Below are 25,649 nucleotides of genomic sequence, written 5' to 3'. Positions count from 1 at the left end.
ACGAGTTGAAATATTGAAATTAATTGGGAAACGAGCGATAGTTTTTGTTAAAAAAAGTGTAGCTTTGCTCAAACATTCCCATAATGAAACAGTCGATTTTATTAGACGGACCAAAATTTCAAATCACCATTCAAAGACTATGTCGTCAATTGATTGAGAATCACGGTGATTTTTCAAATGCTGTCGTCATAGGTATTCAACCAAGAGGAACTTTCTTAGCTAGACGTATCGTCAAAGAACTTGAACGCATGATCGAAAAACCGATCTTGGTCGGTGATCTGGATATTACATTCTATCGGGACGATTTCCGTACAAAAGGTAATGCAGGTCCGTTGTTAGCAAATAGTACAAATATCAATTTTATTGTAGAAGGTAAAGACGTTATTTTTATTGATGATGTCTTGTGGACAGGACGCACCATTCGCGCAGCCATGGATGCTGTACAGGCATTTGGAAGAGCAAGAAGCATTGAGTTGCTTGTTTTAGTCGATCGTCGTTTCTCCAGACAGATTCCGATTCAACCCGATTATATTGGAATACAGGTTGATTCTATAGATTCACAAAAAGTTATTGTGAACTGGAAAGAATCTGACGATCAAGATAGCATTATCTTGGTCACGGAGAAAAAACCTTCGGGTAATGATTAGAAATCCGGTTCAGTAAAATGATAACTGAAGGTTCTAATAAGCCCTTGGGAACGAACACTTCAATTAAAAAAAGATTAGTAAATACTTGAATATACTATAAAATGTCAGCTGCAGTAGAACAATTAAGTACTCGCCATTTGTTGGGAATCAAAGATCTAAATGAACAGGATATCCAATTGATTCTGGATACAGCGAGTAATTTCAAAGAGGTATTAAATAGACCGATCAAAAAGGTGCCTTCTCTACGGGATATCACCATTGCCAATGTGTTTTTTGAAAATTCAACACGTACGCGGCTTTCTTTTGAACTTGCTGAGAAAAGACTATCTGCTGATATTGTCAATTTTGCGGCTTCTTCTTCTTCAGTGAGCAAAGGAGAGACTTTGATCGATACCGTCAACAATATCCTTGCGATGAAGGTGGATATGATTGTGATGCGACATCCATATGCTGGAGCAGGCGTATTCTTAAGCAAACATGTCGATGCACAAATTGTGAATGCTGGCGACGGAGCACATGAGCATCCTACGCAAGCGCTCTTGGACTCCTTCTCTATCCGCGAGCGTTTTGGCGATGTGGCGGGCCGTAAAGTTGCTATTATTGGTGACATCACCCACTCCCGGGTGGCCTTATCTAATATCCTATGTCTTCAGAAACAAGGCGCAGAAGTCATGGTGTGCGGGCCGACGACATTAATCCCTAAGCATATTACTTCTCTGGGGGTAAAGGTGGAACATGACCTGAGAAAAGCACTGAATTGGTGTGACGTGGCAAATATGTTACGTATCCAGCTGGAACGTCAGGATATTGCCTATTTTCCTTCTTTGAGAGAGTATTCCATGTTATATGGTTTAAATAAGGAAATCTTGGATTCTTTGGAAAAGCCAATTACGATTATGCACCCGGGACCGATCAACCGTGGGGTCGAAATCACCTCTGATGTTGCCGATAGTGAACACTCCATTATCCTGGATCAGGTTGAAAATGGAGTTGCTGTTCGGATGGCGGTATTGTATCTGTTGGCCGGACAACGCGGCTAACTGAATTTTGATTTTGAGCCGGTTTTAGCTACCGGAGGACGAAATTGACAGATTCATCAATCAACAATATTATGCCTGACTTTATTTTTGGTCGGGCATATTTTTTGTGCAAAATTTCCGTTATAATACTGGATTATTCACAGATGTTAATAACTTTTGTGTAAAATAGCTCAATTAAAGTATAATTTAGTAAAATGAATAAAACTATCTCCCAAAAAGGGAGAGATTTGAATTGATTTTCAATAAATTTTGGCTTATTTTAAATCGGCCAATCAAAGAGGAGAAGTCATTAAATTTGCATGTCAGGGCAAATTTACCTCGGTTTGAAGGGAGATTCATTTACATTTGCAGATAAATAACATATTAAGGTTTCACATATTATGTATAAGAAGATTTACCAGGTGGGAGTTGCACTAACCGTTATGGCGACGCCAGCATTAGCGCAACAGACAGAATGGCAACAAATCAACAAGGCATACAAGACTGGAATGGAATTGTATGAACGTGGAAAATTCGGGTCCGCAGCGGCACAATTTGATCGTGTGGAGGCCTTGCGGACGAAATCCAACCTACAATTGGACGAGACAGAGGAGCTATCTTTGTTAAAGGAAAATGTACGGTATTACCAAGCAGTATGCGCCTTGGAATTGGGCGAGTCAGATGCCGAAAATCGTTTCCTAAAATATATTAAAGATTTCCCTGTAAGTGCCAATTCTAAAGCCGCTTACTTTCAGATAGGTAAATCATATTATGCTAAAAAGGATTATGTTAAGGCAATTGAATGGTTTACAAAGATTGACAGTAAAAATCTCGCCGGGAAAGAAAATGTAGAATATCGCTTTAAATTGGGTTATGCCTCTTTCATGACGAAAGATTATAAGACAGCAAAGCCCTTATTTGAGGGACTGAAAGATCAGAAAACTGAATTTCAGGAAGCCTCGATCTACTACTATGCGTATTTATGTTATTTAGATGCGGAATACAAAACGGCATTGAATGAATTTGAGCGTCTAAATGGATCTAAACAATTCGAAAATAGTTACCCTTATTATATCACTGCACTGTATTTCTTGGATAAACGCTACGACGATGTGTTGGACTATGCGTTGCCAATTTTGTCGAAAACAAAACAAGAAAACGAAACAGAGATGTTCCGCATTATCGCGGCGACATACTTTATCAAGGGTGACCTAAAAACATCAAAAGATTATTACGATAAATTCCAGGCACAAGATCAAGGCAAGACTCAGAATAACCAGGATAGTTATCAAATCGGTTATATCGCTTATAAATTAAAGGATTACGATAAGGCAATTACGGAACTGGAAAAAATGACAGAGCCTGATGCTTATTACCAATCGGCTATGATTACCCTGGGGGATAGCTTCTTGAAAAAAGGGAACAAACAGTCTGCACGTAATGCCTTCTTTAGAGCATCGAAACTGGACTTTGATCCAGCAATGAAAGAAGAAGGTTTGTTCAACTACGCAAAGCTTTCTTACGAATTGGAGTTCCATCAGGTCGCACTGGCTTCTACGCAGGAATATTTAAAAACTTATCCAAAATCACAACGCCAGGAAGAAGCGAAAACGCTATTGGCGGAAGTCTTGTTGAGTACTAAAAACTACCGTGATGCGGTCGATATTTTAGAGTCTATTCCAAAACGAGGAAAAGAGGCCAATGCTGCTTATCAAAAAGTAACCTATTACCGGGGGCTGGAATATTATAATGAGCGGGCTTTTGAAAATGCAATTTCTTTGTTCATGCGTTCAGAACAGCATCGTTATGACGAAGAAATCTACGCTTTGACTACTTACTGGAAGGCAGAAGCGATGTATGAAGTACGCAAATACGGTGAGGCGGTAACGAATTTTAATAAATTCTTACGTTTGCCGGGAGCAAATAAAACGGACGTATACAGTTATGCAAATTACGCCTTAGCTTATGCCGCTTTCCGTAACGGAAACTATAATACCGCTGCGAATTACTTTGAACGCTTCTTAGCCTCTGGCGGTTCTAAAGGCATAGAGATGAATACACGTAATGATGCCATCGCTCGTTTGGGAGACTCATATTTCTCGTCGAAAAATTATGGTAGAGCTTTGACGGAATATAATAAGCTGATTTCTTCAAAAGCTCCAAGTCAAGATTATGCGCTGTTTCAACGTGGTATTATCCAGGGGCTACAAGGAGACAATAATGGTAAGATTTCAACCCTTAATGCTGTCATCGCACAATTCCCGAATTCAAATTATGCGGATGATATTGCTTTTGAAATTCCTTACACCCGTTTCTTGATGGGAGAAAGCGATCAGGCAATTGCAGGGCTTCAAACGATGGTTGAAAAATATCCGCGAAGCAGTTACGTGCCACGTGCTTTAGTAACGATCGGGTTGGTTCAATATAATCAGGACAACAATGATGCGGCTTTGGCAACGTTCCAACGTGTCGTTGATCAATATGCTTCTACGGATGAAGCCAGACAGGCCATGCGATCAATTGAGAATATCTATCTGGATAAAGGGGATGCTACGGGGTATATCAAATATGCCACGGGAACCAATTTAGGTGATGTCTCGAAGTCAGAACAAGATTCGCGTTCGTTCTCAACAGCAACGACTTTATTCTCCAGAGGCAATTACAAAGGAGCAGTCGAGGCTGTAAATGCTTATTTCGATAAATTCCCGAAACCAAATCAAGAGAAATACGCGCGTTTTGTTCGTGCGGAAAGTAATGCCGCATTGGGAAATACAGAAGATGCCTTACACGATTACAATATTATCTTGAACGACTGGACCTCACCATATACGGAACGTACATTGATTTCGGTCTCTAATCTATACTTGAAACAAAAGAAATATAATGAGGCAACACAGTTGTTGAAAAAATTGGAGCTTACCTCCGAATACAAATCTAACTACGGTTTTGCAATCAATAATTTAATGGTTTCTTATTATGAAATCGGTGATTACAAAGAAGCGCTAAACTACACGAATGCGGTGAAAAATTACGAGAAATCTTCTGAAGAAGAGATCGCGAACGCTTTCTTGTATGCAGGAAAATGCTATGTGAAGCAGAATAAGAAAACTGAGGCGATGAAGGAATTCAGTTTAGCAGCTTTGAAGAGTCGTACTGTATACGGTGCGGAAGCAAAATATAATGTCGCTGTTATTCAATTGGAAAATAAACAGTACGATGCCTGTATCAAAACGGCAATGGATTTGTCTGACAATTTCTCCTCTTATGAATATTGGGTAGCGAAAAGCTTTATCACGATGGCGGATGCGTATGCAGGTAAAGGCGATACATTCCAGGCGAAAGCGACATTGGAATCAATTGTGGATAACTACGATGCGAAAGATGATGTTCTGCCTGCTGCAAAAGAACGTCTAAATAAATTGAACAACAAAAAGAAATAGGATACAATGAAGAAGTTGCAAAATAGAAATGTGAAGAAATATACCTTAGCAGCGCTTTTGATGGGCGTGGGATTGAATTCTTTTGCACAGGAAACAGGCAAGAAGAATGATCCTGAAAAACCGGTCACTATTGATTCTTTTGATGTTGTTCGCGATTACAAACCGATTCTTGCAGATGCTGTAAAAATACGTCGTAGTCCCGATATGACCAACAAACGGGAATATCAGCCCAAATTAAACTACGGTAATATCATTGATAAAAAATTGGATATCAATACTGGTCTGAAACAATTGAATGTACAGGAAATACCCTTTGCACAACCTTTTGAACACAGTAGCAATTATGTCAAATTTGGAATAGGTAATTATAACTCGATTTTAGGTGAAGCATATTTGGCATCCGAGCAGTTTGAAAATACGCGTTTTGGGTTATTTGCAAAACATTTAAGCCAAAAGGGCAATATTGAAGGACAGAAATTCAGTACACAGGATATTGGTGTTTTTGGACGCCGTGTGCTGGATGCCGTGACTGTAAAAGGTACCTTAGGCTACAATAGGTATGGTACAAATTTCTACGGTCAGACATTTGACCAACCGGGGACGACATTATTGAATACCACCCCGGATAAACAAACATTCACCGATATTTATTTAAATGGTGAACTGACAAGTAACGTTGATCCAAAAAATGAGCAAGCGATGAGCTACGCTGCGAAGGTAGATGGTTACCTATTTAAGGATGCCTACAAGGCAAAAGAAAATTCTTTCGCTCTGTCCGGATATCTGAACAAACGCATGAGCGCTTTCAATGTTGGAGCCAACCTGAGTGTCACCATGAATGATGTCAAAAACGAAAATGATACGGCAAATGTGAAGAACAATTTGTTTTTGATCAATCCGTACATTCGGTTTAAGGGCGATAACTATAATGTCACTTTGGGAGCCAACCTGACTTCGGAATTTGGAGATGAGTCCCGTTTTAATGTTTTTCCATCGGTAGAAGCCGATTTTTCTTTGGCTCCGGAATATATCTCTTTATTTGCCGGAGTTAATGGTAATGTTAGACAAGGCTCGTTCCGAAATTTTGCGAAGGAGAATCCTTATTTGGCACCAAATGTCAGGATCGCCAATTCAATTGAAAAATTGAATGTATATGGTGGTTTAAAAGGTAATGCCGGTGCGACATTTGGCTATAAGGTGAAGGTGTTTTACAAACAGATCGAAGGACTACCTTTATTTAAAAATAGTACATTTGGCAATGACCAGAACGGTTATATTCCGTGGGCTTTTGATGTGGTATATGACGGTCAGATCAACAAAGCGAAGCATATGGGACTGGAAGGGGAGATCAATGTACGTCTATCACAATTGGTTAATTTAGGCGGAAAAGTATTTATTGATGACTATAATCTGAGCGATGAGGAAGAGGCCTGGGGCTTGCCGAAATTTAGGCTGCAAGCCAATGCAAGGTTCAATATCTCGGATAAATTCTTCGTTGATGCAGAGCTTTCTAGCCAAGGCAATACCTATGCCTATGTTTACGATTATAACAGTGACGGTACTCGTGTAGCAGATAGTGGTCGCAAGCTGACGATTGCTTCCTTTGCTGATCTAAATGCTGGTGCTGAATACCGAATTAAAAAACAATTTGGTGTTTTCGTGAAAGCAAATAATATCTTTGGAAAGGAATATCAGCGTTACATGTATTATCCAAGATTGGGCTTCAATGTAATTGGTGGTCTTAATTATTCGTTTTAACGAATTAAGATTATAAATTTGCATTTTAAATCAGAGAACAATGAATCTAGGCAAAGACATCAATAGTTTATTAAGACGCTATACGGAAGTATACGTGCCCGGAATAGGTGTGTTCAAAAGAATTCATTCTCCGGCTCAATTCGATAAACAGAACAATGTGTTTTTGCCCCCCATTTCCTATGTTGAGCTGGACTATTCCGCACAGCGGGGATTCAATATCGTGCATTATATCCAACAGCAGGAGCATTTGAGTTTGGTGCAGGCGCAGCAAATACTGGATGATACCGTTGGGGCATTGCGAAATGACCTGGGACAATTTGGTCAGGTGAAGCTGGAGGATCTCGGTCTGTTGATAAGCTATGGTTCGAGTTTGGTTTTTAAACCACTGGACCTCTCTGGCTTTAATTTTCAACCTGTTGTCAATCTTGTCGGCCCTGAAATCGAAACAGTTATTCCGATACGCGAAGACGAACACGGGCTTGCTGATTCGGTCGAATCAGCCCCATCAGAACATGTTGTTGGGGAAATAAATGCAGAAGAACCTGTCGTTGAAGCAACAGACAGTGTTGAAAATGAAGAGCAAGCTAAGCAGGAGGAACAAGAGTCTGCGGCTCTTGCTGATACGGATTCGCTTCCTGTTGCTGAAGCTATTGTTGAATCGGGGGTTGAGTCCGATGCACCACAAGCTGAAGAGGAGGCTAGCCCTGCGGACGCCGAACTATTGGATGCCGTGGCAGTACCCGCCATAGCTGATTCGGAGGATACCACAACTCTTACGGCGGCGCAAATTGACACGCAAAAAGAAATTGGCGCAATTGCGGCTGCAAATTCTGCTTATGCACCCCATATTTATGAGGAGCCACGCAATTCGAATGCCATCTGGTACTGGCTAACAGCAGCCATTGTACTGGTCATGATTGCTGTAGGCGTATTGTACACGAATCCGGGGTTGAAAAATTCGTTGTTTGGCGGAGCCCAGCCCACGCTAAAACCCGCTGCTGACACAGTCGTTCAGAAAAATAATCTGCCAACTGCTGATTCATCATCCAATGTGCTCGCTGCGGATAGTTTAAAAAAAGTGGATTCCTTAGCCAGAACAATGGCAGATTCGTTAAAGGGTACAGCCGTAGAATCAGGGAAGAATACAGCAACGACTGAGAAAGCTGCTCCTGTTTTGCAGGCGGATCCAGTCATCAAAGAATCCATACCCGTAGCACAGCCGAAATATCAGGTTGTGATCGGTTCGGCACGGACAATGGCTCAGGCAGAGCAAGAGGCAAAACGTCTTCGGATGCTAGGCTACAAGACTGCACGCGCTGTGGAAGGAAAGTATAAAAGGAATAGAAAGAAGATCATCTTGAATACCTACATGACAAAAGCAGAGGCTGACCTCGCTCAAAAATCTGTAGAGAAAAAAATTGAAGGTGCTTGGGTAGAAACATTATAGAAACTAAATAAAACTATTAATAATTATGTCATTAGTGCAAGATACAGCCAGGGCTGCTGTAGATACGTTTAATCAAGCTGCGCAACAACCATTACCTGCTGCTGCTAGTACAGAAAACATGAGTTTGATCGATATGATGATCAAAGGGGGATGGATAATGGTTCCGATCCTATTGCTGTTCTTTATTGGATTGGTTATCTTTTTTGAACGCTATCTGACCATTCGCAGAGCCGCCAGATACGATAATAGTTTGATGTCTCAAGTGAAAGCAAATGTATTGTCTGGAAATTTAGACTCTGCGTTGGCTGTATGTCGCTCCAGCAACTCGGCCTTAGGACGTATGTTGCAAAAAGGACTGTTACGCGTGGGCAGGCCGATCAAAGACATTGAAGGGGCTATCGAGAATGTCGGTAAATTGGAGGTAGCCAAATTGGAGAAAAATATCAATATCCTTGGTATTATCGCCGGTATCGCTCCAATGCTAGGTTTCGTTGGTACTATCTTTGGGGTAATTAAGATTTTCCATGAGGTAGAATTGGCGGGTGGTATCGACATTGCATCCGTATCAGGTGGTCTATATGTGAAAATGGTATCTTCAGCGTCAGGTCTTGCTGTCGGTATCCTGGCTTATTTAGGCTATCATATCTTAAATATGATGGTTGAACGATTGATTTTACGTATGGAAACCGATGCAGTAGAATTTATTGATTTATTGGATGAACCGGGAAGATAATGAACTTACGAAGTAGAAAAAATAAACCATCTGCCGAAGTACATACTTCAGCGCTAAACGACATCATGTTTTTCCTGATGTTGTTTTTCCTGTTGGCGTCGGCAGTTTCGAATCCGCAAGTGGTCAAACTATTGTTGCCAAAGTCAAGCGCAGGTGAACAATCTGTTGCAAAAAAGACAATCACAGTATCTATTACAAAGGAGTTGGGCTATTTTATCGATAAAAACCCTGTTCCGGTAGAAGGTTTGGAAGCTGCAATCCAATCGCAGATGGCCAGTGGCGAAGAATTGACCATTATGCTGTATGTCGATAATACCGTTCCTATCCAGAACGTGATCTCGGTCATGGATGTAGCCAATCGTCTGAAAGTGAAAGTGGTGCTGGCAACAGAACCTAAAAAAGATAAGTAGGGGTAATTAAACTTTTTTGAAGTTTATTGCTCATATGTTAATATAGGAGATTTACACAATGCGATATCATCTTCAACATGAAGAAAATAATTTCCCTAAGGCTTTGGGAATATCTACATTGGTCATGGCATCACTGCTTTTGATTGGTTTCTTTGTCGTTTTTAAGGCACAGGAACCGGACGAGTATGGTATGGGTGGTATGATTGTAAACTATGGAACTTCTCCAGAGGGGATGGGCGACGATTACATGAGTGTGGAAGAGCCTTCTATTGATCCGAATGCAAATAGTGAGCGACCGGATCGGATAGATCCTGTGGAGACGCCCACACCTACACCAACACAACAAGTTGCCGAAAATGCGGTTGTAACGCAAGATATGGAAGAGGCTCCTGCCGTCACAAAAACGGAAAAGAAAGTGGTATCAAAAGCGCCCGAAACAACTAAGCAGACAAAGGAAGTAGCACCACAGGCAAATGCGAAAGCGCTTTTCAAGGGCAATAAAAACAATGGCAAGGGCGCTGGAGACGGTACTGGCACAACACCGGGAAATCAAGGTTCTAAGTTGGGCGATCCTTTGGCGAGCAATTATGGTGAGGGGGGATCAGGTAACGGCAATATGATGTTGTCTATTGAAAACCGTAGTTTTACCCAGCGGCCAAGCATTGACGATAATGGCCAGCAAGCCGGTAAGGTTGCTGTGGAATTCAGAGTGAATAAGCAAGGCGTGATTACCTATGCGCGTGCGGGAGTAAAAGGTACTACAATCACGGATCCAACATTGTTGGAGAAATGTGAACGTGCTGTCCGCGGTGCACGGCTAAATCAATTGGCTAATGCACCAGATTCCCAAACTGGCCGGATTGTGTTCAATTTTAGATTAAGATAAAAATCATTCAGATGAATGCTTATAAAGAGGCAATCGAGTATTTATATACTCGATTGCCTATGTTTACAAGGGATGGTGCCTCAGCCTTCAAAAAAGACCTTGACAATACCATCAGACTTTGCAATGCGCTGGACAACCCGCAGCAAAAATTCAAAACCCTACATATAGCCGGTACCAATGGAAAGGGGTCTACTTCCCATATGCTTGCGGCGATATTAGCCCAGGCAGGCTATAAAACCGGACTCTATACTTCACCACATCTACTGGATTTTAGGGAGCGTATCCGTGTCAATGGCCTGATGTGTGAGGAAAAATTTGTTACGGATTTTGTTCATAAGCACAGCGCGCTGATCGAGGATGTACAGCCTTCTTTTTTTGAAATCACCGTAGCAATGGCTTTTGATTATTTTGAAAGAAGTAAAGTGGATATTGCTGTTATTGAAGTCGGACTCGGCGGACGATTGGACAGCACCAATATCATCAAACCATTATTGTCAGTTATTACCAATATCGGTTTTGATCACATGAATCTGCTGGGAGATACACTCGGAGAAATAGCTAGCGAAAAAGCAGGTATTATCAAGGAAAATATACCTGTTGTAATTTCTGAATATGCTGCCGAAACAGCGTCTGTATTCTTGAATAAAGCACATGCTGAAGCGGCTCCTATTCAATTTGCGTCTCAGTTTTATCAGACAAGGATACTGGGGGTTGATCAGGATTACCTCAACATTGAAGCCATCGATGGCAATGGTGCAATAGATCATTATCAACTTGATCTGAAAGGTTCCTATCAAGTGAAGAATCTTGCCGGTGTTCTTTTGGCTGTGGATGAACTACGTAAGCAAGGCTTCGAAATCAGCTCCGCCCATGTACATGAAGCCTTAAAACATGTTCAGTCTACCACAGGTATTCAGGGGCGTTGGCAACAGCTCTCCAAAGATCCTTTTGTCATCTGCGATACTGGACACAATGAGGATGGCATTCATGAGGTATTGAAAAATCTAAACGCGACTACCTATAACAAATTACATTTTGTCATTGGGGCTATGCGCGATAAAGACCTGACACACATGTTGCCTTACCTGCCCAAAGATGCAATTTATTATTTTGCTGCACCGGATATGCCGAGGGCTATGCCCCCGGATTTACTGCGTCAGGAGGCAGTGGCTTTTGACCTGAATGGTGAAGACTATTCTTCTGTACAGGAGGCTTTTGCTGCGGCAAAGGCTGCATACGAAGGGGGAGACCTGATTTTTGTGGGCGGAAGTAATTTTGTGGTAGCTGAAGTCCTGGCGGAGATGGCTGAAAGGCCATAGTAAAAAGAGTAGGGCGTAATAAACAAGGATCAAAGACAACAGCTTGGTAAGCCTAAGCTTATTCTGCAAAGTCCATGATCCTTATTCCTTGGTCTTTATACCTATCTTTTAGTCGTTTTTTCTAATCGTTAACCGTCAGTTCACCGCGAATATCTTTTTCTACCCAATAGGCAACTTCTTTTTGATCTTCGAGCTCGCCCTGGAGGTACATGAGCTTAGTGACAGCAGCTTCAAATGTAAGATCGTACCCATTGAGTACTCCGATGGCTTTCAGGCCTTGCGAAGTTTCGTACCGCCCAAGTTCGACTGAACCAACCTTACATTGCGAAATATTAAGGATGTTTTTCCCTTGATCTATGGCTCCTTTTAATAAATCCAGAAACCAGCTATCTGTCGTGGTATTTCCCGAACCAAAAGTTTCCATCACAATAGATCGCACATCCGAATCCAGGACAGATTTGATGGTCTGCGCGGATATTCCCGGGAAGAGCTTCAATACAGCAACACGGTTATCCAATTTGGTATGTAAGATAAATTCTTTATCAATATTATTCAATAAAGCATCGGTATTGTATTTAAGGTGAATGCCCGCTTCGACAAGTACAGGGTAATTGGGGGATCTGAACGCTTCAAATTTGGCTGAGTTATATTTGAAAGAGCGGTTTCCCCGGAATAATTTGTTGTCGAACAGGATGCAGACTTCCTGGATAATCGAAACACCGTCTTGTTTTGCAGATGCAATTTCCAGCGCTGTCATCATATTTTCGCGTGCATCCGTGCGGATCTCTCCAATAGGCAATTGTGATCCGGAAAGAATGACCGGCTTTTGCAGTCCCTCAAGCATAAAACTTAACACAGACGCTGTGAATGCCATCGTATCGGATCCATGTAGGATGACAAAACCATCGTAGTTCGCATAATTATCTTTGATGATCTGGGCCATTTCAATCCAGATCTCTGGTTTCATGTTGGAAGAGTCGATGATCGGCTCGAAAGAGTGTACGGTCAGTTTATAATCCAGACGGCTTAAATCAGGAAGATTACGCTTGATTAGCTCGAAGTCGAAGGGGACAAAAGTACCCGTTTCGTCTTTGACCATTCCTATGGTTCCGCCAGTGTAGATAATAAAAATATTGTGCATGGGATTCTATAGATTATATACCAAAAATACGTTTTGAATTCGCGGTTGTAACTTCTGCGACCTCTTCAATAGGAATCGCGTGTAGGTCGGCGACCTTTTGGGCAACATAAACCAGGTAGCTACTTTCATTTTCTTTACCTCGGTAAGGAACAGGCGCGAGGTAGGGCGCATCTGTTTCCAATACAATATGTCTTAGGTCGATTTCTTTGACAACATTGTCCAATCCGGCTTTTTTAAAGGTGACAACACCACCTATGCCAAGTGCAAAGCCTAAGTCAATCGCATGCTGAGCCTGTTCCAATGTCCCTGTGAAACAATGGAGGATACCAAATAGCTTGTCATCCTGGAGTTCTTCCAATAATTCGAATAATTCCGTGAAAGCCTCACGGCAATGAATATCTATCGCTAGACCAAGCTCCTTAGCCCATTTTACCTGTGTTCGAAAAGCATCTTTTTGGATGTTTAGCGTACTTTTGTCCCAGTAAAGATCTAGTCCGATTTCACCTATGGCATGGACTTTGTTATTTTCCAAGCTCTTTTGGATGTTGTTTAACTCGTCCACATAGTTTTCCTTAACATCGCATGGATGTAGTCCTAGCATAGGAAAACAGTGTTCTGGATAGGCTGCAACCGTATCGAATACAGGTTTGATGGAGGCGCTATTTACGTTTGGTAAAAAAAGACGTTTTATATGGTTGTCTAAACAACGTTGAAGGTGTTCTTGCAGTTTATTGGTACCTGAATGGTAATAGATGTGTGTATGTGTATCAGTAAGCAACATAGTTTTCTGCTTGGAGGCAAAAGCGGGTTAGGGTAAAAAACTTCTTTTTGTTATTATCGAATAAAGAGGTCGGCTTCATTACCAAAATTTCAATTCGTTCTCCAAAGATAACTTATTAATTAACAAAATGAAAATTAATAACGGATTCTCTTCCTATCGGATATTTTAGCTATAAAGCCAAAAATGAGAATTTGAGTCATATATGGGCTATACTTTTTTTCTTATCTTGGAAAAAATGGCGTGTTGTAAAACATACTTTACTATTTGCTGTTAAACAGAAGAACGGTTGTTGCCCTATTTTTTAAAGAATAAATGAATCATATGATGAATAAGAAATTATGTGTGGGTTTGTTCACCTTTGCATCGCTTATGGGTTTAAATAAGCTGCATGCGCAGTCAGTGATTGACCCATCGGTAAAAGATATTATTCAAAAGGCCTTTCAAACGAATAAGGAGTTGAAACTGAAGGCATATGAAGTTGATAAAGCAAGGCTGGAAGCCGAAGGGGTAAAAGCCAACAGGCTGCCACATGTTTCTGCATTGGGGCTATATGGATATGTGCATAGCAATGGTAGCGTGGATATTCCGACCGTGAATGTTCCACTGCTGAACCTGGGACTTTTTGAGGGTGCGACCGGATTCAGTATGCATGGGCAGGCGGCATATGCGGGTGTTTCGGTAAAACAAGTTATTTTTTCGGGACTACAGATTCCTAATGGTATAAAGGCACTCAAAGAGAAAGCCCTGGCACAACAATATTTGGAATCTGCGAGCCGTGAGACGCTCTCAAAGGATATTATCACTTCTTTTGACCAGTTGATGCTTTTGGACGAAGTTGAGAAACTTATCGCTGATTCGGAAAAGAGACTAAAAAAAGAGCAGGAGAAAGTCAATAAGGCGATACAAAATGGCCTGGCTATTCCCTATGATCGAGATAAACTTAAATTGGCGCTCCTCGAACTAGAGGAGAAGAAGGTGGAGCTTGCTGGAAATCGCGATCTCCTCTGTCAGAAGATTGAGCAGGAAACTGGCGTTTCTTTTCAGGAGGTCGGCGGCATTCACTATGGACTAAAGCCGATATTTTTGTCGGAAATACCCAATGATGTTGAGCAACGATCAGAACTTAAAGCCCTTGAAGCATCATCAAAAGCTTATGATTATTTATACAAAAAGGAAAAGGGGGGAGCTCTACCGGCTGTTTTTGCTTTTGGATCGGCAAATTACTTAAATGTATTCAATTCAAAATTGAGCATAAAAGACCAACCGCTATTGGGAACAGTGAACCTGCCCCTAAATTCAATCAAAGGAAGCCCGAATCTATTGGTCGGGCTCGGGATAAAATGGGACCTCTATACTGGCGGAGAACATCATAATAAAATTAAACAGGTTAAGCTTGACCAAACCATTAATGCGACAAAAAGGGAAGATACAGCGGAAAAACTTAATCTGTTGTTAAGTAAAAATAAGGTAGGTTACAGTACCGGAAATCAAAAACTGAAAGTAGGTGAACAACAGCTGAAAGTCGCTGAAAACAACTTATCAATGGCCTTAAAGCAATATCAGGCCGGGTTGATTGATGTGACGGAATTGCTGGCGACGGAAAATGACTGGTATAAGGTTAACCTCGGTTATTTTAATAACGTTTTGCAACAGCGAAATGCTGCCGTCGAATTATTACATACTTCTGGAAAATTATTACAAACTATACATGAGTAACATGAAAAATTTATATGGGATATTATCGTTGTCTATTTTTGTTTCCTGTGCAGATCAAGTGAAAGAAAAACCCATTGAGGGAAAAGTAGAACGTGAGCAGGTGACTGTGGTCACAAAAGTACCCGGAAAAATCGCCAGGATTTTGGTTGAGGAGGGCGACTTTGTCCGCGCAGGCGATACACTGGCTATTTTAAATATTCCTGAGGTAGATGCAAAGGAAGAGCAAGCGAAAGGGGCGCTGCAATCTGCCGACGCACAATATAATATGGCCGTTAAAGGCGCGACCAAAGGACAACTGGTTCAGTTGCAAGCAAAGGTAGATGGCTTGAAAGAGCAATATGAGTTTGCCAAGAAATCAATCAGTCGGCTTGAGGCCTTACTACAGGATAGTCTGATCCCTCAACAGAAGTATGATGAAACCTACGCAAAATATCAGGGCGCTAAAAACCAATACCTCGCTGCTAAGGCAGAAATGGCGGAAGCAAGGGGCGGAGCTCGGCAGGAACAACAGATTATGGCTTTAGGCCAAAAAGAAAGGGCGCTTGGCGCCATGTCTGAGGTGAATGTTGCTGCCCGGGAGAAATATGTGATTGCGCCGCAGGACATGAGTGTAGAAACCATCAATCTCAAAGTGGGTGAACTGGCCATGGCAGGCTACCCCATTGTAAATGGCTTTCTTGACCGTTCTACCTATTTTCGGTTTACACTGCCGGAAAATCAGATCGGGAAACTGCAAAAGGGGGCTGTGGTAACTGTAGAGATACCTTATCGGAGCAACGAAAAGGTATCGGCCAAGATCGTTAGCGTAAAAGCATTGAATTCTTATGCCAATATCGCTTCAGCATATCCAGATTTTGATCCACAGCAAGCAGTCTTTGAATTAAAAGTTGTCCCCGAGGATATGGCTGGAACAAAAGATTTGTTAACAAAAACGCTTGTGGTTCTCCATACGAATTAAAGGGAATGGATGTGAAAAGATTTCTAGAATTAATCCAACGGGAGTTTAGACTCTTTTTTAACAATAAGGTGTTGTTAATGCTCTTTTTAGGCGCACCAATATTGTATGGTATTCTGATTGGTCATGTGTATCAACAGGGAAAGGTCACTGAAATGCCTGTCATTGTTGTTGATGAAGACAATAGCCCCTTAAGTAGTTCATTTATAGATATGCTTTCGGACAATGAAAGCATTCGGGTGGCGAAGGTATTACCTTCTTTGTTTGATTCGAAGGATGTTGCGATCCAACACGATGCAACAACCATTGTTCATGTTCCCAAGGGCTTTGCTTCGGGGGTACAACAGAGCCGTCTACCCGAGGTGACCGTATTTGTTGACGGTGCGAATACGTTGACCTCCAATACGGCGTTAATGGCCGTCAACGTCTGTGCGATGACGATGAAAGCGGGTATTCAGATTCAGGCGCAAATGAAGCGCGGTGTACCGGCAAAGGTAGCAGCTCAACAGTATGAACCGTTTAAGACAACGATAATTAAGCAAAATATTCGAAGCGGTAATTACCTCTATTTTATGTTGCCCGGAGTATTGATAACCGTACTGCAACAGGTCTTGTTACTGGGCTTGGCATTATCTTTTTCTTCGGAGTTTGAGGGAAATACATTCCCTGATCTTGTTCGGAAAATTTCCAATCCGATTGGACTTATTCTCGTCAAGATATTGCCTTATGTATTGATGTCTATCGGAATATTGCTGTTGTATTGGGGGTTTGGGAAATATTATCGAATGCCACTGCATGCCGACTTGGGCCGTTTTATTTTATGCACTTTCGTGTTTTTGCTGGCGGTTTGCTTTATTGGCGTCTTAGTGAGTATGATTTTGCCTTCTCAATTGAAATCAACGGAGGTTTTGATGGTGATCGCAACACCCGCTTTTATCCTGAGCGGTTTTACATGGCCTTCTAGTCTAATGCCCGGCTGGGTGCAGGGGATTGCCAATGTGATTCCTTCGACACATTATCTCCGGATTTTTAGATTGATGTTTATACAACATGCCGAAAACTACCATACCAATAAAGCGCTATGGGCATTGACGATCATTATGGTCGTCTGTTTTGTCCTGGCAGTTGTTGTACTTTGGTGGAAGATAAGGAAGTTAAAGCAGGCTGATAAGCGGAAACAGATTCAGCACTAATAAAAACAGCGTAAACAAAAGAGCCGTTCCAACATCTGGAACGGCTCTTTTGTTTGTTAGCGAGTTTATTCTGCTAAGTTATTTTTTAGCTGCCGGAGCTTTTGTCGCAGGGGCAGTTGCTGTTGGAGCTACTGTTCCCGGAGTTGTGGGCGCTGGCGCAGGAACTTTTCCTGGTTTGATATCCAATACCTCTACTTCAAACACCAATGGGGCATAAGGCGGGATTTTACCTGATGGACGGTCACCGTAGGCCAAAGAAGAAGGAATAACTAAAGTCGCTTTGGTACCTTTGTTGAACAACTGGAATGCTTCAGTCCATCCCGGGATAACACCGTCAACACCCAATTGGAATTTCAATGCTTCGTAAGGGCGTTGTGGCATAAAGATTTTCTCTTTTTTCGCAACATCCGGAAGGTTAGTATCAAATACAAGTCCTGTAGTCAATGAACCTACGTAGTTTACATGGATAGAATCACCTACTTTAGCATTTGCTCCTGTTCCGGGTTTCGTGATCACATATTGAAGGCCTGAAGCTGTTTTTGTTGTTTTCAAGTTTTTATCCTTGATGTATTTCTCCAATTTTGCAGGCTCAGCAGCTTTGTGTTTGTTCAATTCTTCTTCAAAGTATTTCTGAACTTGCTCACCCAATTGTTGATCTGTTAATTTTCCTTTTTTGAAGTGTTTTTTCACTTTGATCGAGAACACTAAGAATTTGTCAGCAAATTCTGGTTTGGGTTGGTGCGTTTTCGCAGCCATGGAATCCAAGTTGATTTTGAATACCAAGCTATCACCTTCACCGACATATTTGAATAAACCTGTTGGATCACCTGGATTTTTTGCGATAACGCTGTCTGGATATAATTGAACGATCTGAGGAATGCCCATTTCGTAAGTGCTGCTCATTACAGAATCTCTATCTGTTGATTGTACAATGTCAATAGCTAATAAATCGCCAGATACTGCTTTTTCTTTTGCATTATCATCCACGATTTTATACTCAAGACCACCTTCAGCCTTTTTGAATTTTTGGCATGACGTCATCAAAAGACCGGCAGCCGCGAAAAATAGAATTGCTTTCTTCATTTTCTAATGTATGTTACGATATCTTATTTTGTTAATATTTCTTTATAATTTGGTAAAATGGATTTGAATTTTGCGATCACAACATCCAGACTATCTTTCGAATTTCCGCCGGAAGCATTGAGATGACCGCCGCCGTTGAAATACAATTTACAGATTTCATTACAGGGAACTTCTCCAATCGATCGCAAAGATAGTTTAATTTGTTCATTTCTGTCAATAATTAACGCAGCTAATCGAATTCCTTTGATGGAAAGTGCATAATTGACCAAACCTTCGGTATCTCCAGTAATGACCTGAAATTGATTGAGGTCTTCTTTGGTTACATGAATGACAGCAGTATTATACTCGTGGATGACTTCGAGACGGTTAAGCAGACAAAAGCCGAGGAACTTGAGACGGCTTTCCGAAGAACTGTTGTAAATTTCTTCATGGATCGCCCAGTTTTGTGCGCCACAGTCAATCAAAGTCGCAATGATACGGTGGATTTCGGAGGTGGTGGAGCGAAAGCGGAAAGAGCCAGTATCGGTCATAATACCGGTATAAAGACAAGTTGCCATATCCGCACTGATACTGTCCCCATCTTGCATCTCATTCACCAAAAAACGGTAGATTAATTGCGCGGTTGCAGCTGCTGAAGGATCCCAAAAGGCATAATCTTCGAATCCTTCCGGATCCAGGTGATGATCAATCATACATTTAATTCCTTTTGCCCCGCGGATAGGGTCTCCCATCTCATGAATACGGGCCAGACCGTTGAAATCCAGACAGAATAATATATCTGCCGCCTCAATCTGCTGATTATGTAAGATAATATTTTGCGTATAAATCTGCACCTTTTCCAAGCCGGGCAACCAGTCTAAAAAAGCAGGGAAATCTGATGGTACGATTAGATTAACATGGTGTCCCTTTGCGGTTAACCAAAAATATAATCCCAACGATGAACCCAATGCATCTCCGTCCGGCTTGTAATGTGTAGTGATTACAATACGCTTTGGTTCCGCCAATAATTCTTTTAATTCTTCCGATTTTAGCATAGTCATATTAAGTCTGCAAACCTACTATAAAAAATTTAGATTAGACAAATTTTTTATAAAGATCTTTTGCATCTTATTTTGTTTTGTTTGGGGTTTAAAAAATTGATTTACAAGTTTTTAAAACTTGTAAACATAAACCTTGAAATCCTTTTTCATGCAAATCAAATAATTCGCATTGTCGCCATAGTTAATCGGTCCATAATAGAACTTTGAAAAGCCTTCCATTGGAAATCCTTCTTGTACCAAACCATCCGATCCAAAAACATAAATCATACGATTGTCAGTGCCGACTCCCAATACATCGGATTTACCGATACGTTTAAAAAATAGGGGCCTGTTGCTCGCATCTTCAATGAATTTATATTCAAAATAGGAAGAGGAGTCTCTTGCGCTATAGGCATTCAATTTATTGTCGGCTAAAATGATAAAATCCCGATCGGCACCACCACTAATATCTTCGAAATTAAAGAATACATTCCTGCCCCAGTTACCTAGTTTTATTTTTTTTGCTTCACCTTCAAAAGGTACTTTAAAAACACTGCCTTTATTATCGGCGACATAGACAAACGAATTTTTTTCATCTGAAGCAGCAACTAAACCGATCGGGTTTTTAACACTTTCACCGTCGGTATCCAGGGTTTGCTTTCGGATAATTTTGCCATTTTCATTGAAAAAATAAACCGAAGCTGTACTGGTACCTGCTATAACGTAATTCGTCTGCCCCAAAGTGGTAGTTTTGAGGTCAAAAAGAATGCGACTATCTACGGTATTATTTTCCATTCCCTCTACTTTTTTGCCATCTAAGGTGTAAGCTAAAATACGATCCGTAGCCGGGATGTAGATCCGTTGTTCTTTATTGAAGTTGGTTACTGTGGCACCATAGCTTGCGGTAGAAGGCAGTTCGACCGAAAAGCCGCTCACATTTTTCCCATCAGGCCTAATCCGGTACAGCCGACTTTTGGTGACAATGACAATACTGAGATCTTGTAATTGAGTCGGTTCACCCAAAATCTCGCCCTGGAAAAGGTTTTGCCAAAGTTCCTTTCCATCTGGTGAAAACGCATGTACGGTATGATCCTGTTCCTGGATCATGATGAATTTGTTTTTACCATCCTGATCCAGAATCCAGGGCTTATTGATGATACGGTTTTCAAGCTGGACAGTCCATTCCGGTTTTCCGCCCAGGCGTGTATCACTTTTATAAAGTCCATATAAGCTGGATGCGAATGTGCCTTGATTGCCGCTTAGCTGGTACGACCAAGAATAAAAGTTTTGAAAACCAAATTGCTCCTCATCTTTAAAATTCTTTGCATAGTCGGATTTTAGGTTATCCAAAATAGTGCTTTTAGCTGCTTTGGGTTCCAAATAAAAGGTGACGTTGCTGCGGCTATTTTGTAAAGCTGCGTGATTTTTGAAAATAGCAGTGCCCGATAAAAATTGCTTTTCACGGAATGCTTCGCGATAGTCCCGCAGGATTCCTGTTCTGCTTGCGACAACCATAATATTGTCAACGATGGTAAAATAGGGCCTTGTGAAACCCTTGAACGGTTCACCAAAAGAGGCATATAAGAGGTGAGAATATTTAAATTGATGGATTGAGTCACCTACTGAAGAACTGAATTTCTTGAAGTTATTTGCAAATAAGCTGGAATCCGATAAGCTGATTAATCCAAGTACATCTTGATTATCCAATTCAGCCAGTGCAAATTCGTCGTTGAAGAGCGGTGTGATGACGCTATCAAAGGAAATTTTAGTATCATCTTCGAAATTTTTTACGTTCTTGCTTATACGGTCATATTCTTTTTGCTGGATTAACAGCTCTTTTAATCCTGAATGAAAGCTGGCTGCATCTGAAATGCTGAAATCAATATATGAAGCCGCATTTTTTGGTAAGTAATTTCCTAAGGCCTGAACTTGGGGTGTTTGATTGGCAAATAATTGAAGATAGCTGTTTTTACTTCCCGTAAGATCTGTTTCACCCTTAAAGATCAGCGCATCCTGTTTAAAATTCATATTCCAGGAGGTTTGCCCCTTCAGGGAATCGATTAAATTGAGGTAATTGCCAAATTTTGATTTCATCAATATCTGGGCAACCTGCGCGAGTTGGTCATTGAAAAAATACAGACTGAGGGGTGTATTTTTATTGTTATGATTGACAAAGAACTCAATCTGTTTTGTATTTATTTTTCGGATATTCTTGTCGAAAATTTGTGCGAGAACCTGTTTTGAATAACTGGCAAAAACAATTTCATGTGAATAGGCACAATAGAGCGTGCTGTCTTTTATTCCCTTATTGAGACCGAAGAATCGTTGACCTAAGGTGTCAAATGGTTGCACCTTGTAATTGTTCCCGATCTGTCCGATAAGTGCCCCCAGTGAATTATTGTCCAGACTTTGGCCAACCTGAACACTATAAAGTGGTGTTATCTGATCTTTTTCCCGGTGAAAAGACAACAAGATTTGTTGACCAGTAACGAAGGGGCTGAGTTGTTCACTTTGCAGTAATTCTCCTTTTAATCGTTCGAGATCACCAAAATTTGCTTGTCCCAGGATGGCTTTAAATAATTCGTACTCATTAAATATTGTGTCTACAGTCTCGTCGTTGGCGAAAGATGCAATGGCCAGGGTGTTTTCTGGTAAATATTGTAAGGCCTTTGAATCCTGTTTGTTGTTTTTATTAAAATCTCCGAAAAGATAGATCGTTGCCGCAATGACGGCTATGAATAATAAAATAGTGATGACTATTGTTTTTTTCATCAGAATAAATATTTTTATGGCTGCTCACCTGCCATGGTAATACATGAGCGTATTTCTTTCGATTTGCTTTTATGATGGTAATGAGGCTGTCATTTACATGAAACTCAGGATGGATCCATCTATAAAACAAACCTAATAAAAATATGCGGGAAGCGCTAGAAGATCATCCCGATAATGGGGCTTTGTAATATAAATTTAACAAAATATTCCTTATTTTGTTCGGTTTTTAATACATTTATCGGAGAAACACGTTTTCAGCATTCACTTTATTATAATGAATAAGAGAATCATTTTAGCCGCTTCTTTATTAGGAGCATTAGCTGTAATATTAGGGGCCTTTGGTGCCCACGGTCTAGAAGGAAAGGTAAGTGCATATCATATCGAAACTTGGAAAACTGCAAATCAGTATCATTTCTATCATACCTTTGCATTACTATTTTTATCTACTTTTTCGCGTGCAAAAACCTATTCAATTAAAGTGTCTTTTATCGCCTTTATTGTCGGTATTATCTTTTTTTCGGGGTCGCTATATGTTCTTAGTATCAGGGAGATAACCGGTTTTGGGAGTCCCGCCATCTTGGGGCCTATCACTCCTTTGGGGGGGCTATCATTGATCATTGGGTGGATTGCCTTATTTGTGGCCGCGTTAAAGAACAAATCATAACCCTGCTGTTTGCATAAAATAAAGCGCACGAGCTTTAAAAATATGGAGCCTTCCCAAGACTAGTCGGGGAAGGCTTTCTTTTTGAAGGATGACTTCGCTGTTCTTTCTACGGCTTTTTTTGTATTTTTATCCCATAATAAGAAATTATGTCCAATCCGCAATCTTCGATTTTTAGTGAAAGAGATACCTTGTTCATTGATGTGGTTCTACCGTTGGCTCTAGCAAGAACATACACCTACCGTATTCCGGCAGATTGGAATGATCGGGTACAGGTTGGGATTCGGGTCATTGTGCAATTTGGACGAAATAAAATTTATTCGGCTGTGGTGAAATCTGTCAGCAAAGAAGCACCACTAAAATACGAAGCAAAGTATATTTTAGATATCATTGATGACAAACCCATTGTCAATCTGGCTCAGTTTAAATTGTGGGATTGGTTGGCAGATTACTATATGTGTAGTTTGGGTGAAGTCATGCAAGCTGCTCTTCCAGCGGCATTAAAATTGGCAAGTGAAACAAAAGTAGCGTCGTCGATAACAGAGGAATTTGACCGATCAACGCTATCTGATAAAGAGTACCTCATTATTGAGGCGCTGGAGGTGGCGGGGGAACTTAAGGTCAATGATATCGTCAAGTTACTGGGGCAGAAGACTGTATTTCCGATCTTAAAGCAATTGTTTGACAAAGGTATCGTCCTTATTTCGGAGGAAATTACAGAAAGGTATAAACCTAAAACGAAAGCATTTCTGCGTTTTGCTCCGGACTTTAGAAATGAGAATGCAAAGCGGGAACTTTTGGATAGTCTTAACCGTGCGCCTAAACAGCAGGATGCGGTTCTGGCATTTATGCAGCTCGTCAAGAAAACGGAGGAGATTACTCGGCCCATGCTGGCAGAGGCCTCAGGCTGCGGTAATGCGGCGATCACAGCTTTGATCGATAAAGGAGTATTTGAAATAAAGGAAAAGGTCGTGTCGAGGTTTCAGGGAGAAGATATCGAACTGGATGCTAATTTTCAGTTTAATGAAAACCAACAAAGAGCGTATACGGAAATTAACGCATCTTTTGAAGAAAAAGAGGTGACGCTTTTGCACGGTGTGACAGCCTCGGGTAAAACCCAGATTTACATCCGGCTGATCGAACAAGCGATAGCGGCAGGGAAATCGGCGTTGTATCTTTTGCCGGAGATTGCATTGACGGCACAAATTACAGCGCGTCTAAAACTGCATTTTGGTGATAAGCTCGGGGTTTATCATTCTAAATTTAATGACAACGAACGGGCCGAAGTCTGGCATAAAGTAATGAAGAACGAATTTCAGGTCGTTATTGGCGCCCGTTCCTCTGTATTTCTTCCATTTCAGGATCTGGGAATTATTATTATCGATGAAGAACATGAGAGCTCATACAAGCAATTTGATCCTGCACCACGCTACCATGCTCGGGATACGGCCATTTATTTAGGATTTTTGCATCAGACTAAGGTGCTGTTGGGGTCTGCAACACCATCGTTGGAAAGTTATTATAACGCAAAAGCAAAGAAATACGGATTTGTACAGTTATTGGAGCGTTTTGGTAATGCGCAATTGCCCAGTGTCGAACTGGTCAATATTCCCGAAGAAGGGCGAAAAGAAAATATGTTCTCCTATTTCTCAGGTACGCTGTTAAAAGCGATTGAAGAGGCTGTTAAAAATAAGGAACAGGTTATTCTGTTTCAGAATAGACGTGGACACACCACTATGATCCAGTGCAATACCTGCGGTTTTGTAGCCAAATGTGTGAATTGCGATGTCAGTTTGACGTATCACAAAAGCTCCAACATGATGCATTGCCATTATTGTGGACACGTCGAACCGCCGCTTCGGGTCTGTCCAGCTTGTGGCATGCCGCATATTGAAAGTAAAGGGTTTGGAACAGAACGGGTGGAAGAGGAGCTGGAATTGCTGATGCCGGAGATTCGTATTGGACGGTTGGATCTGGATTCCACCAAAGGAAAGTATGGATTTGACAAGATAATTACGGCCTTTGATGAGCACGAGTTTGATGTGCTGATCGGTACTCAGATGGTCGCCAAAGGGCTTGATTTTGGACGTGTCAGCTTAATCGGAGTGGTTAATGCGGATACAATTATTAATTTCCCTGATTTTCGCGCTTATGAGCGTTCTTTCTCCCTGTTTTCCCAAGTTGCTGGCCGGGCTGGTCGCAGGGAAGCCGGAGGACGAGTAATTATCCAAAGTTATACCACCAATCATAGGGTCTTGGAGCAGGTCGTTAACAATGATTATGAGGGGATGTTTATGACGGAAATCACAGAGCGGAAGAATTATCTTTACCCTCCATTTTATAGGCTTATCCGTATTGATATTAAGCATATTGATTTTCAAAAATGTTATGATTCTGCCAATCGTTTTGCTTCGGCACTACGCCAGCAACTTGGTGCAAGAGTTCTGGGCCCCGAACCGCCACTGGTCTCCCGGGTACGGAATAATTTTATTCAGACCATTACCCTCAAGATTGAACGGACAAATATCAGTATTGCCAAAGTAAAGGAATTGATCCGCTCCGTTTTATTGGAATTTGAGCTTGATAAGACCAATAGCGGTGTTCGTGTGCAGGTCGATGTCGATCCTTATTAAGATTGCAGCTTTTTATGCTTACCCTGGAAGAATCAT

Annotated in this window: 19 protein-coding genes; 14 read left to right on the top strand and 5 right to left on the bottom strand. The window is 41.2% G+C overall.

Going from position 1 to position 25,649, the window contains the following annotated elements; translation table 11 throughout:
• The first annotated feature begins 83 nt into the window (after positions 1–83).
• The 9 genes from pyrR to ABTV71_RS24695 all read left to right on the top strand — a co-directional run bounded on the left by pyrR (position 84) and on the right by ABTV71_RS24695 (position 11,659).
• Entirely contained in the window at positions 84–647 is a 564-nt protein-coding gene (gene pyrR, locus ABTV71_RS24735; protein ID WP_121120477.1) for a bifunctional pyr operon transcriptional regulator/uracil phosphoribosyltransferase PyrR, read from the top strand.
• 101 nt (positions 648–748) lie between these two features.
• Entirely contained in the window at positions 749–1,687 is a 939-nt protein-coding gene (locus ABTV71_RS24730) for an aspartate carbamoyltransferase catalytic subunit (protein WP_108635068.1), read from the top strand.
• 380 nt (positions 1,688–2,067) lie between these two features.
• Positions 2,068–5,106, top strand: coding sequence for a tetratricopeptide repeat protein (locus ABTV71_RS24725; RefSeq protein ID WP_121120475.1), 3,039 nt, complete (start codon positions 2,068–2,070; stop codon positions 5,104–5,106).
• A gap of 6 nt (positions 5,107–5,112) precedes the next feature.
• A complete protein-coding gene (locus ABTV71_RS24720) occupies positions 5,113–6,864 on the top strand; it encodes a hypothetical protein (protein ID WP_433901417.1) in 1,752 nt (583 codons plus the stop codon).
• 40 nt (positions 6,865–6,904) lie between these two features.
• Complete coding sequence (locus ABTV71_RS24715) at positions 6,905–8,311, top strand: hypothetical protein (RefSeq protein WP_433901416.1); 1,407 nt, start codon at positions 6,905–6,907, stop codon at positions 8,309–8,311.
• A 25-nt stretch (positions 8,312–8,336) separates the two neighbouring features.
• Complete coding sequence (locus ABTV71_RS24710; protein WP_104383976.1) at positions 8,337–9,044, top strand: MotA/TolQ/ExbB proton channel family protein; 708 nt, start codon at positions 8,337–8,339, stop codon at positions 9,042–9,044.
• The gene (locus ABTV71_RS24705) at positions 9,044–9,454 is read left to right on the top strand and encodes an ExbD/TolR family protein (RefSeq protein ID WP_108635073.1); all 411 of its coding nucleotides are present in this window, start codon (positions 9,044–9,046) and stop codon (positions 9,452–9,454) included. The genes ABTV71_RS24710 and ABTV71_RS24705 overlap by 1 nt, the downstream gene beginning before the upstream one ends.
• Before the next feature lie 58 nt (positions 9,455–9,512).
• Positions 9,513–10,340 carry an energy transducer TonB gene (locus ABTV71_RS24700; protein ID WP_433901415.1) on the top strand — a complete coding sequence of 276 codons (828 nt, stop codon included), beginning with the start codon at positions 9,513–9,515 and terminating at the stop codon, positions 10,338–10,340.
• An 11-nt stretch (positions 10,341–10,351) separates the two neighbouring features.
• A complete protein-coding gene (locus tag ABTV71_RS24695; RefSeq protein WP_433901414.1) occupies positions 10,352–11,659 on the top strand; it encodes a bifunctional folylpolyglutamate synthase/dihydrofolate synthase in 1,308 nt (435 codons plus the stop codon).
• Between the two features lie 121 nt (positions 11,660–11,780).
• On the opposite strand, the gene ABTV71_RS24690 is transcribed toward ABTV71_RS24695, so the two are convergent.
• Positions 11,781–12,800 (bottom strand): asparaginase, encoded by a 1,020-nt coding sequence (locus ABTV71_RS24690; RefSeq protein ID WP_121120471.1) that lies wholly within the window; start codon positions 12,798–12,800, stop codon positions 11,781–11,783.
• Between the two features lie 13 nt (positions 12,801–12,813).
• Entirely contained in the window at positions 12,814–13,581 is a 768-nt protein-coding gene (locus ABTV71_RS24685) for a TatD family hydrolase (RefSeq protein ID WP_433901413.1), read from the bottom strand.
• A 321-nt stretch (positions 13,582–13,902) separates the two neighbouring features.
• On the opposite strand from ABTV71_RS24685, the gene ABTV71_RS24680 reads away from it, so the two are divergent.
• Genes ABTV71_RS24680 through ABTV71_RS24670 form a run of 3 tightly spaced genes read left to right on the top strand, consistent with a single transcriptional unit; the run spans position 13,903 to position 17,445 of the window.
• Positions 13,903–15,297 carry a TolC family protein gene (locus ABTV71_RS24680; protein WP_433901412.1) on the top strand — a complete coding sequence of 465 codons (1,395 nt, stop codon included), beginning with the start codon at positions 13,903–13,905 and terminating at the stop codon, positions 15,295–15,297.
• Between the two features lies 1 nt (position 15,298).
• On the top strand, positions 15,299–16,255 hold the full coding sequence (locus ABTV71_RS24675) for an HlyD family secretion protein (RefSeq protein ID WP_433901411.1): 957 nt from the start codon (positions 15,299–15,301) through the stop codon (positions 16,253–16,255).
• Between the two features lie 11 nt (positions 16,256–16,266).
• Positions 16,267–17,445: an ABC transporter permease gene (locus ABTV71_RS24670; RefSeq protein ID WP_433901410.1), complete on the top strand. Its 1,179-nt coding sequence runs from the start codon at positions 16,267–16,269 to the stop codon at positions 17,443–17,445.
• A gap of 78 nt (positions 17,446–17,523) precedes the next feature.
• On the opposite strand, the gene ABTV71_RS24665 is transcribed toward ABTV71_RS24670, so the two are convergent.
• The 3 genes from ABTV71_RS24665 to ABTV71_RS24655 form a co-directional block, all read right to left on the bottom strand.
• Positions 17,524–18,528 carry an FKBP-type peptidyl-prolyl cis-trans isomerase gene (locus tag ABTV71_RS24665; RefSeq protein ID WP_121120468.1) on the bottom strand — a complete coding sequence of 335 codons (1,005 nt, stop codon included), beginning with the start codon at positions 18,526–18,528 and terminating at the stop codon, positions 17,524–17,526.
• Positions 18,529–18,551: 23 nt separating this feature from the next.
• The gene (locus tag ABTV71_RS24660; RefSeq protein ID WP_433903728.1) at positions 18,552–19,562 is read right to left on the bottom strand and encodes a DHH family phosphoesterase; all 1,011 of its coding nucleotides are present in this window, start codon (positions 19,560–19,562) and stop codon (positions 18,552–18,554) included.
• A 117-nt stretch (positions 19,563–19,679) separates the two neighbouring features.
• Positions 19,680–22,319 carry a hypothetical protein gene (locus ABTV71_RS24655; RefSeq protein ID WP_433901409.1) on the bottom strand — a complete coding sequence of 880 codons (2,640 nt, stop codon included), beginning with the start codon at positions 22,317–22,319 and terminating at the stop codon, positions 19,680–19,682.
• Positions 22,320–22,593: 274 nt separating this feature from the next.
• On the opposite strand from ABTV71_RS24655, the gene ABTV71_RS24650 reads away from it, so the two are divergent.
• Both ABTV71_RS24650 and priA read left to right on the top strand, forming a co-directional pair.
• The gene (locus tag ABTV71_RS24650) at positions 22,594–22,983 is read left to right on the top strand and encodes a DUF423 domain-containing protein (protein WP_433901408.1); all 390 of its coding nucleotides are present in this window, start codon (positions 22,594–22,596) and stop codon (positions 22,981–22,983) included.
• Between the two features lie 146 nt (positions 22,984–23,129).
• A complete protein-coding gene (gene priA, locus ABTV71_RS24645) occupies positions 23,130–25,613 on the top strand; it encodes a replication restart helicase PriA (protein WP_433901407.1) in 2,484 nt (827 codons plus the stop codon).
• Positions 25,614–25,649: the final 36 nt, after the last annotated feature.

Source organism: Sphingobacterium puteale (genome assembly GCF_050986225.1).
Taxonomy (GTDB): Bacteria; Bacteroidota; Bacteroidia; order Sphingobacteriales; family Sphingobacteriaceae; genus Sphingobacterium; species Sphingobacterium puteale.
The sequence above is the reverse complement of the archived record's forward strand: the minus strand, read 5'-3'. Positions and strand labels throughout refer to the sequence as shown.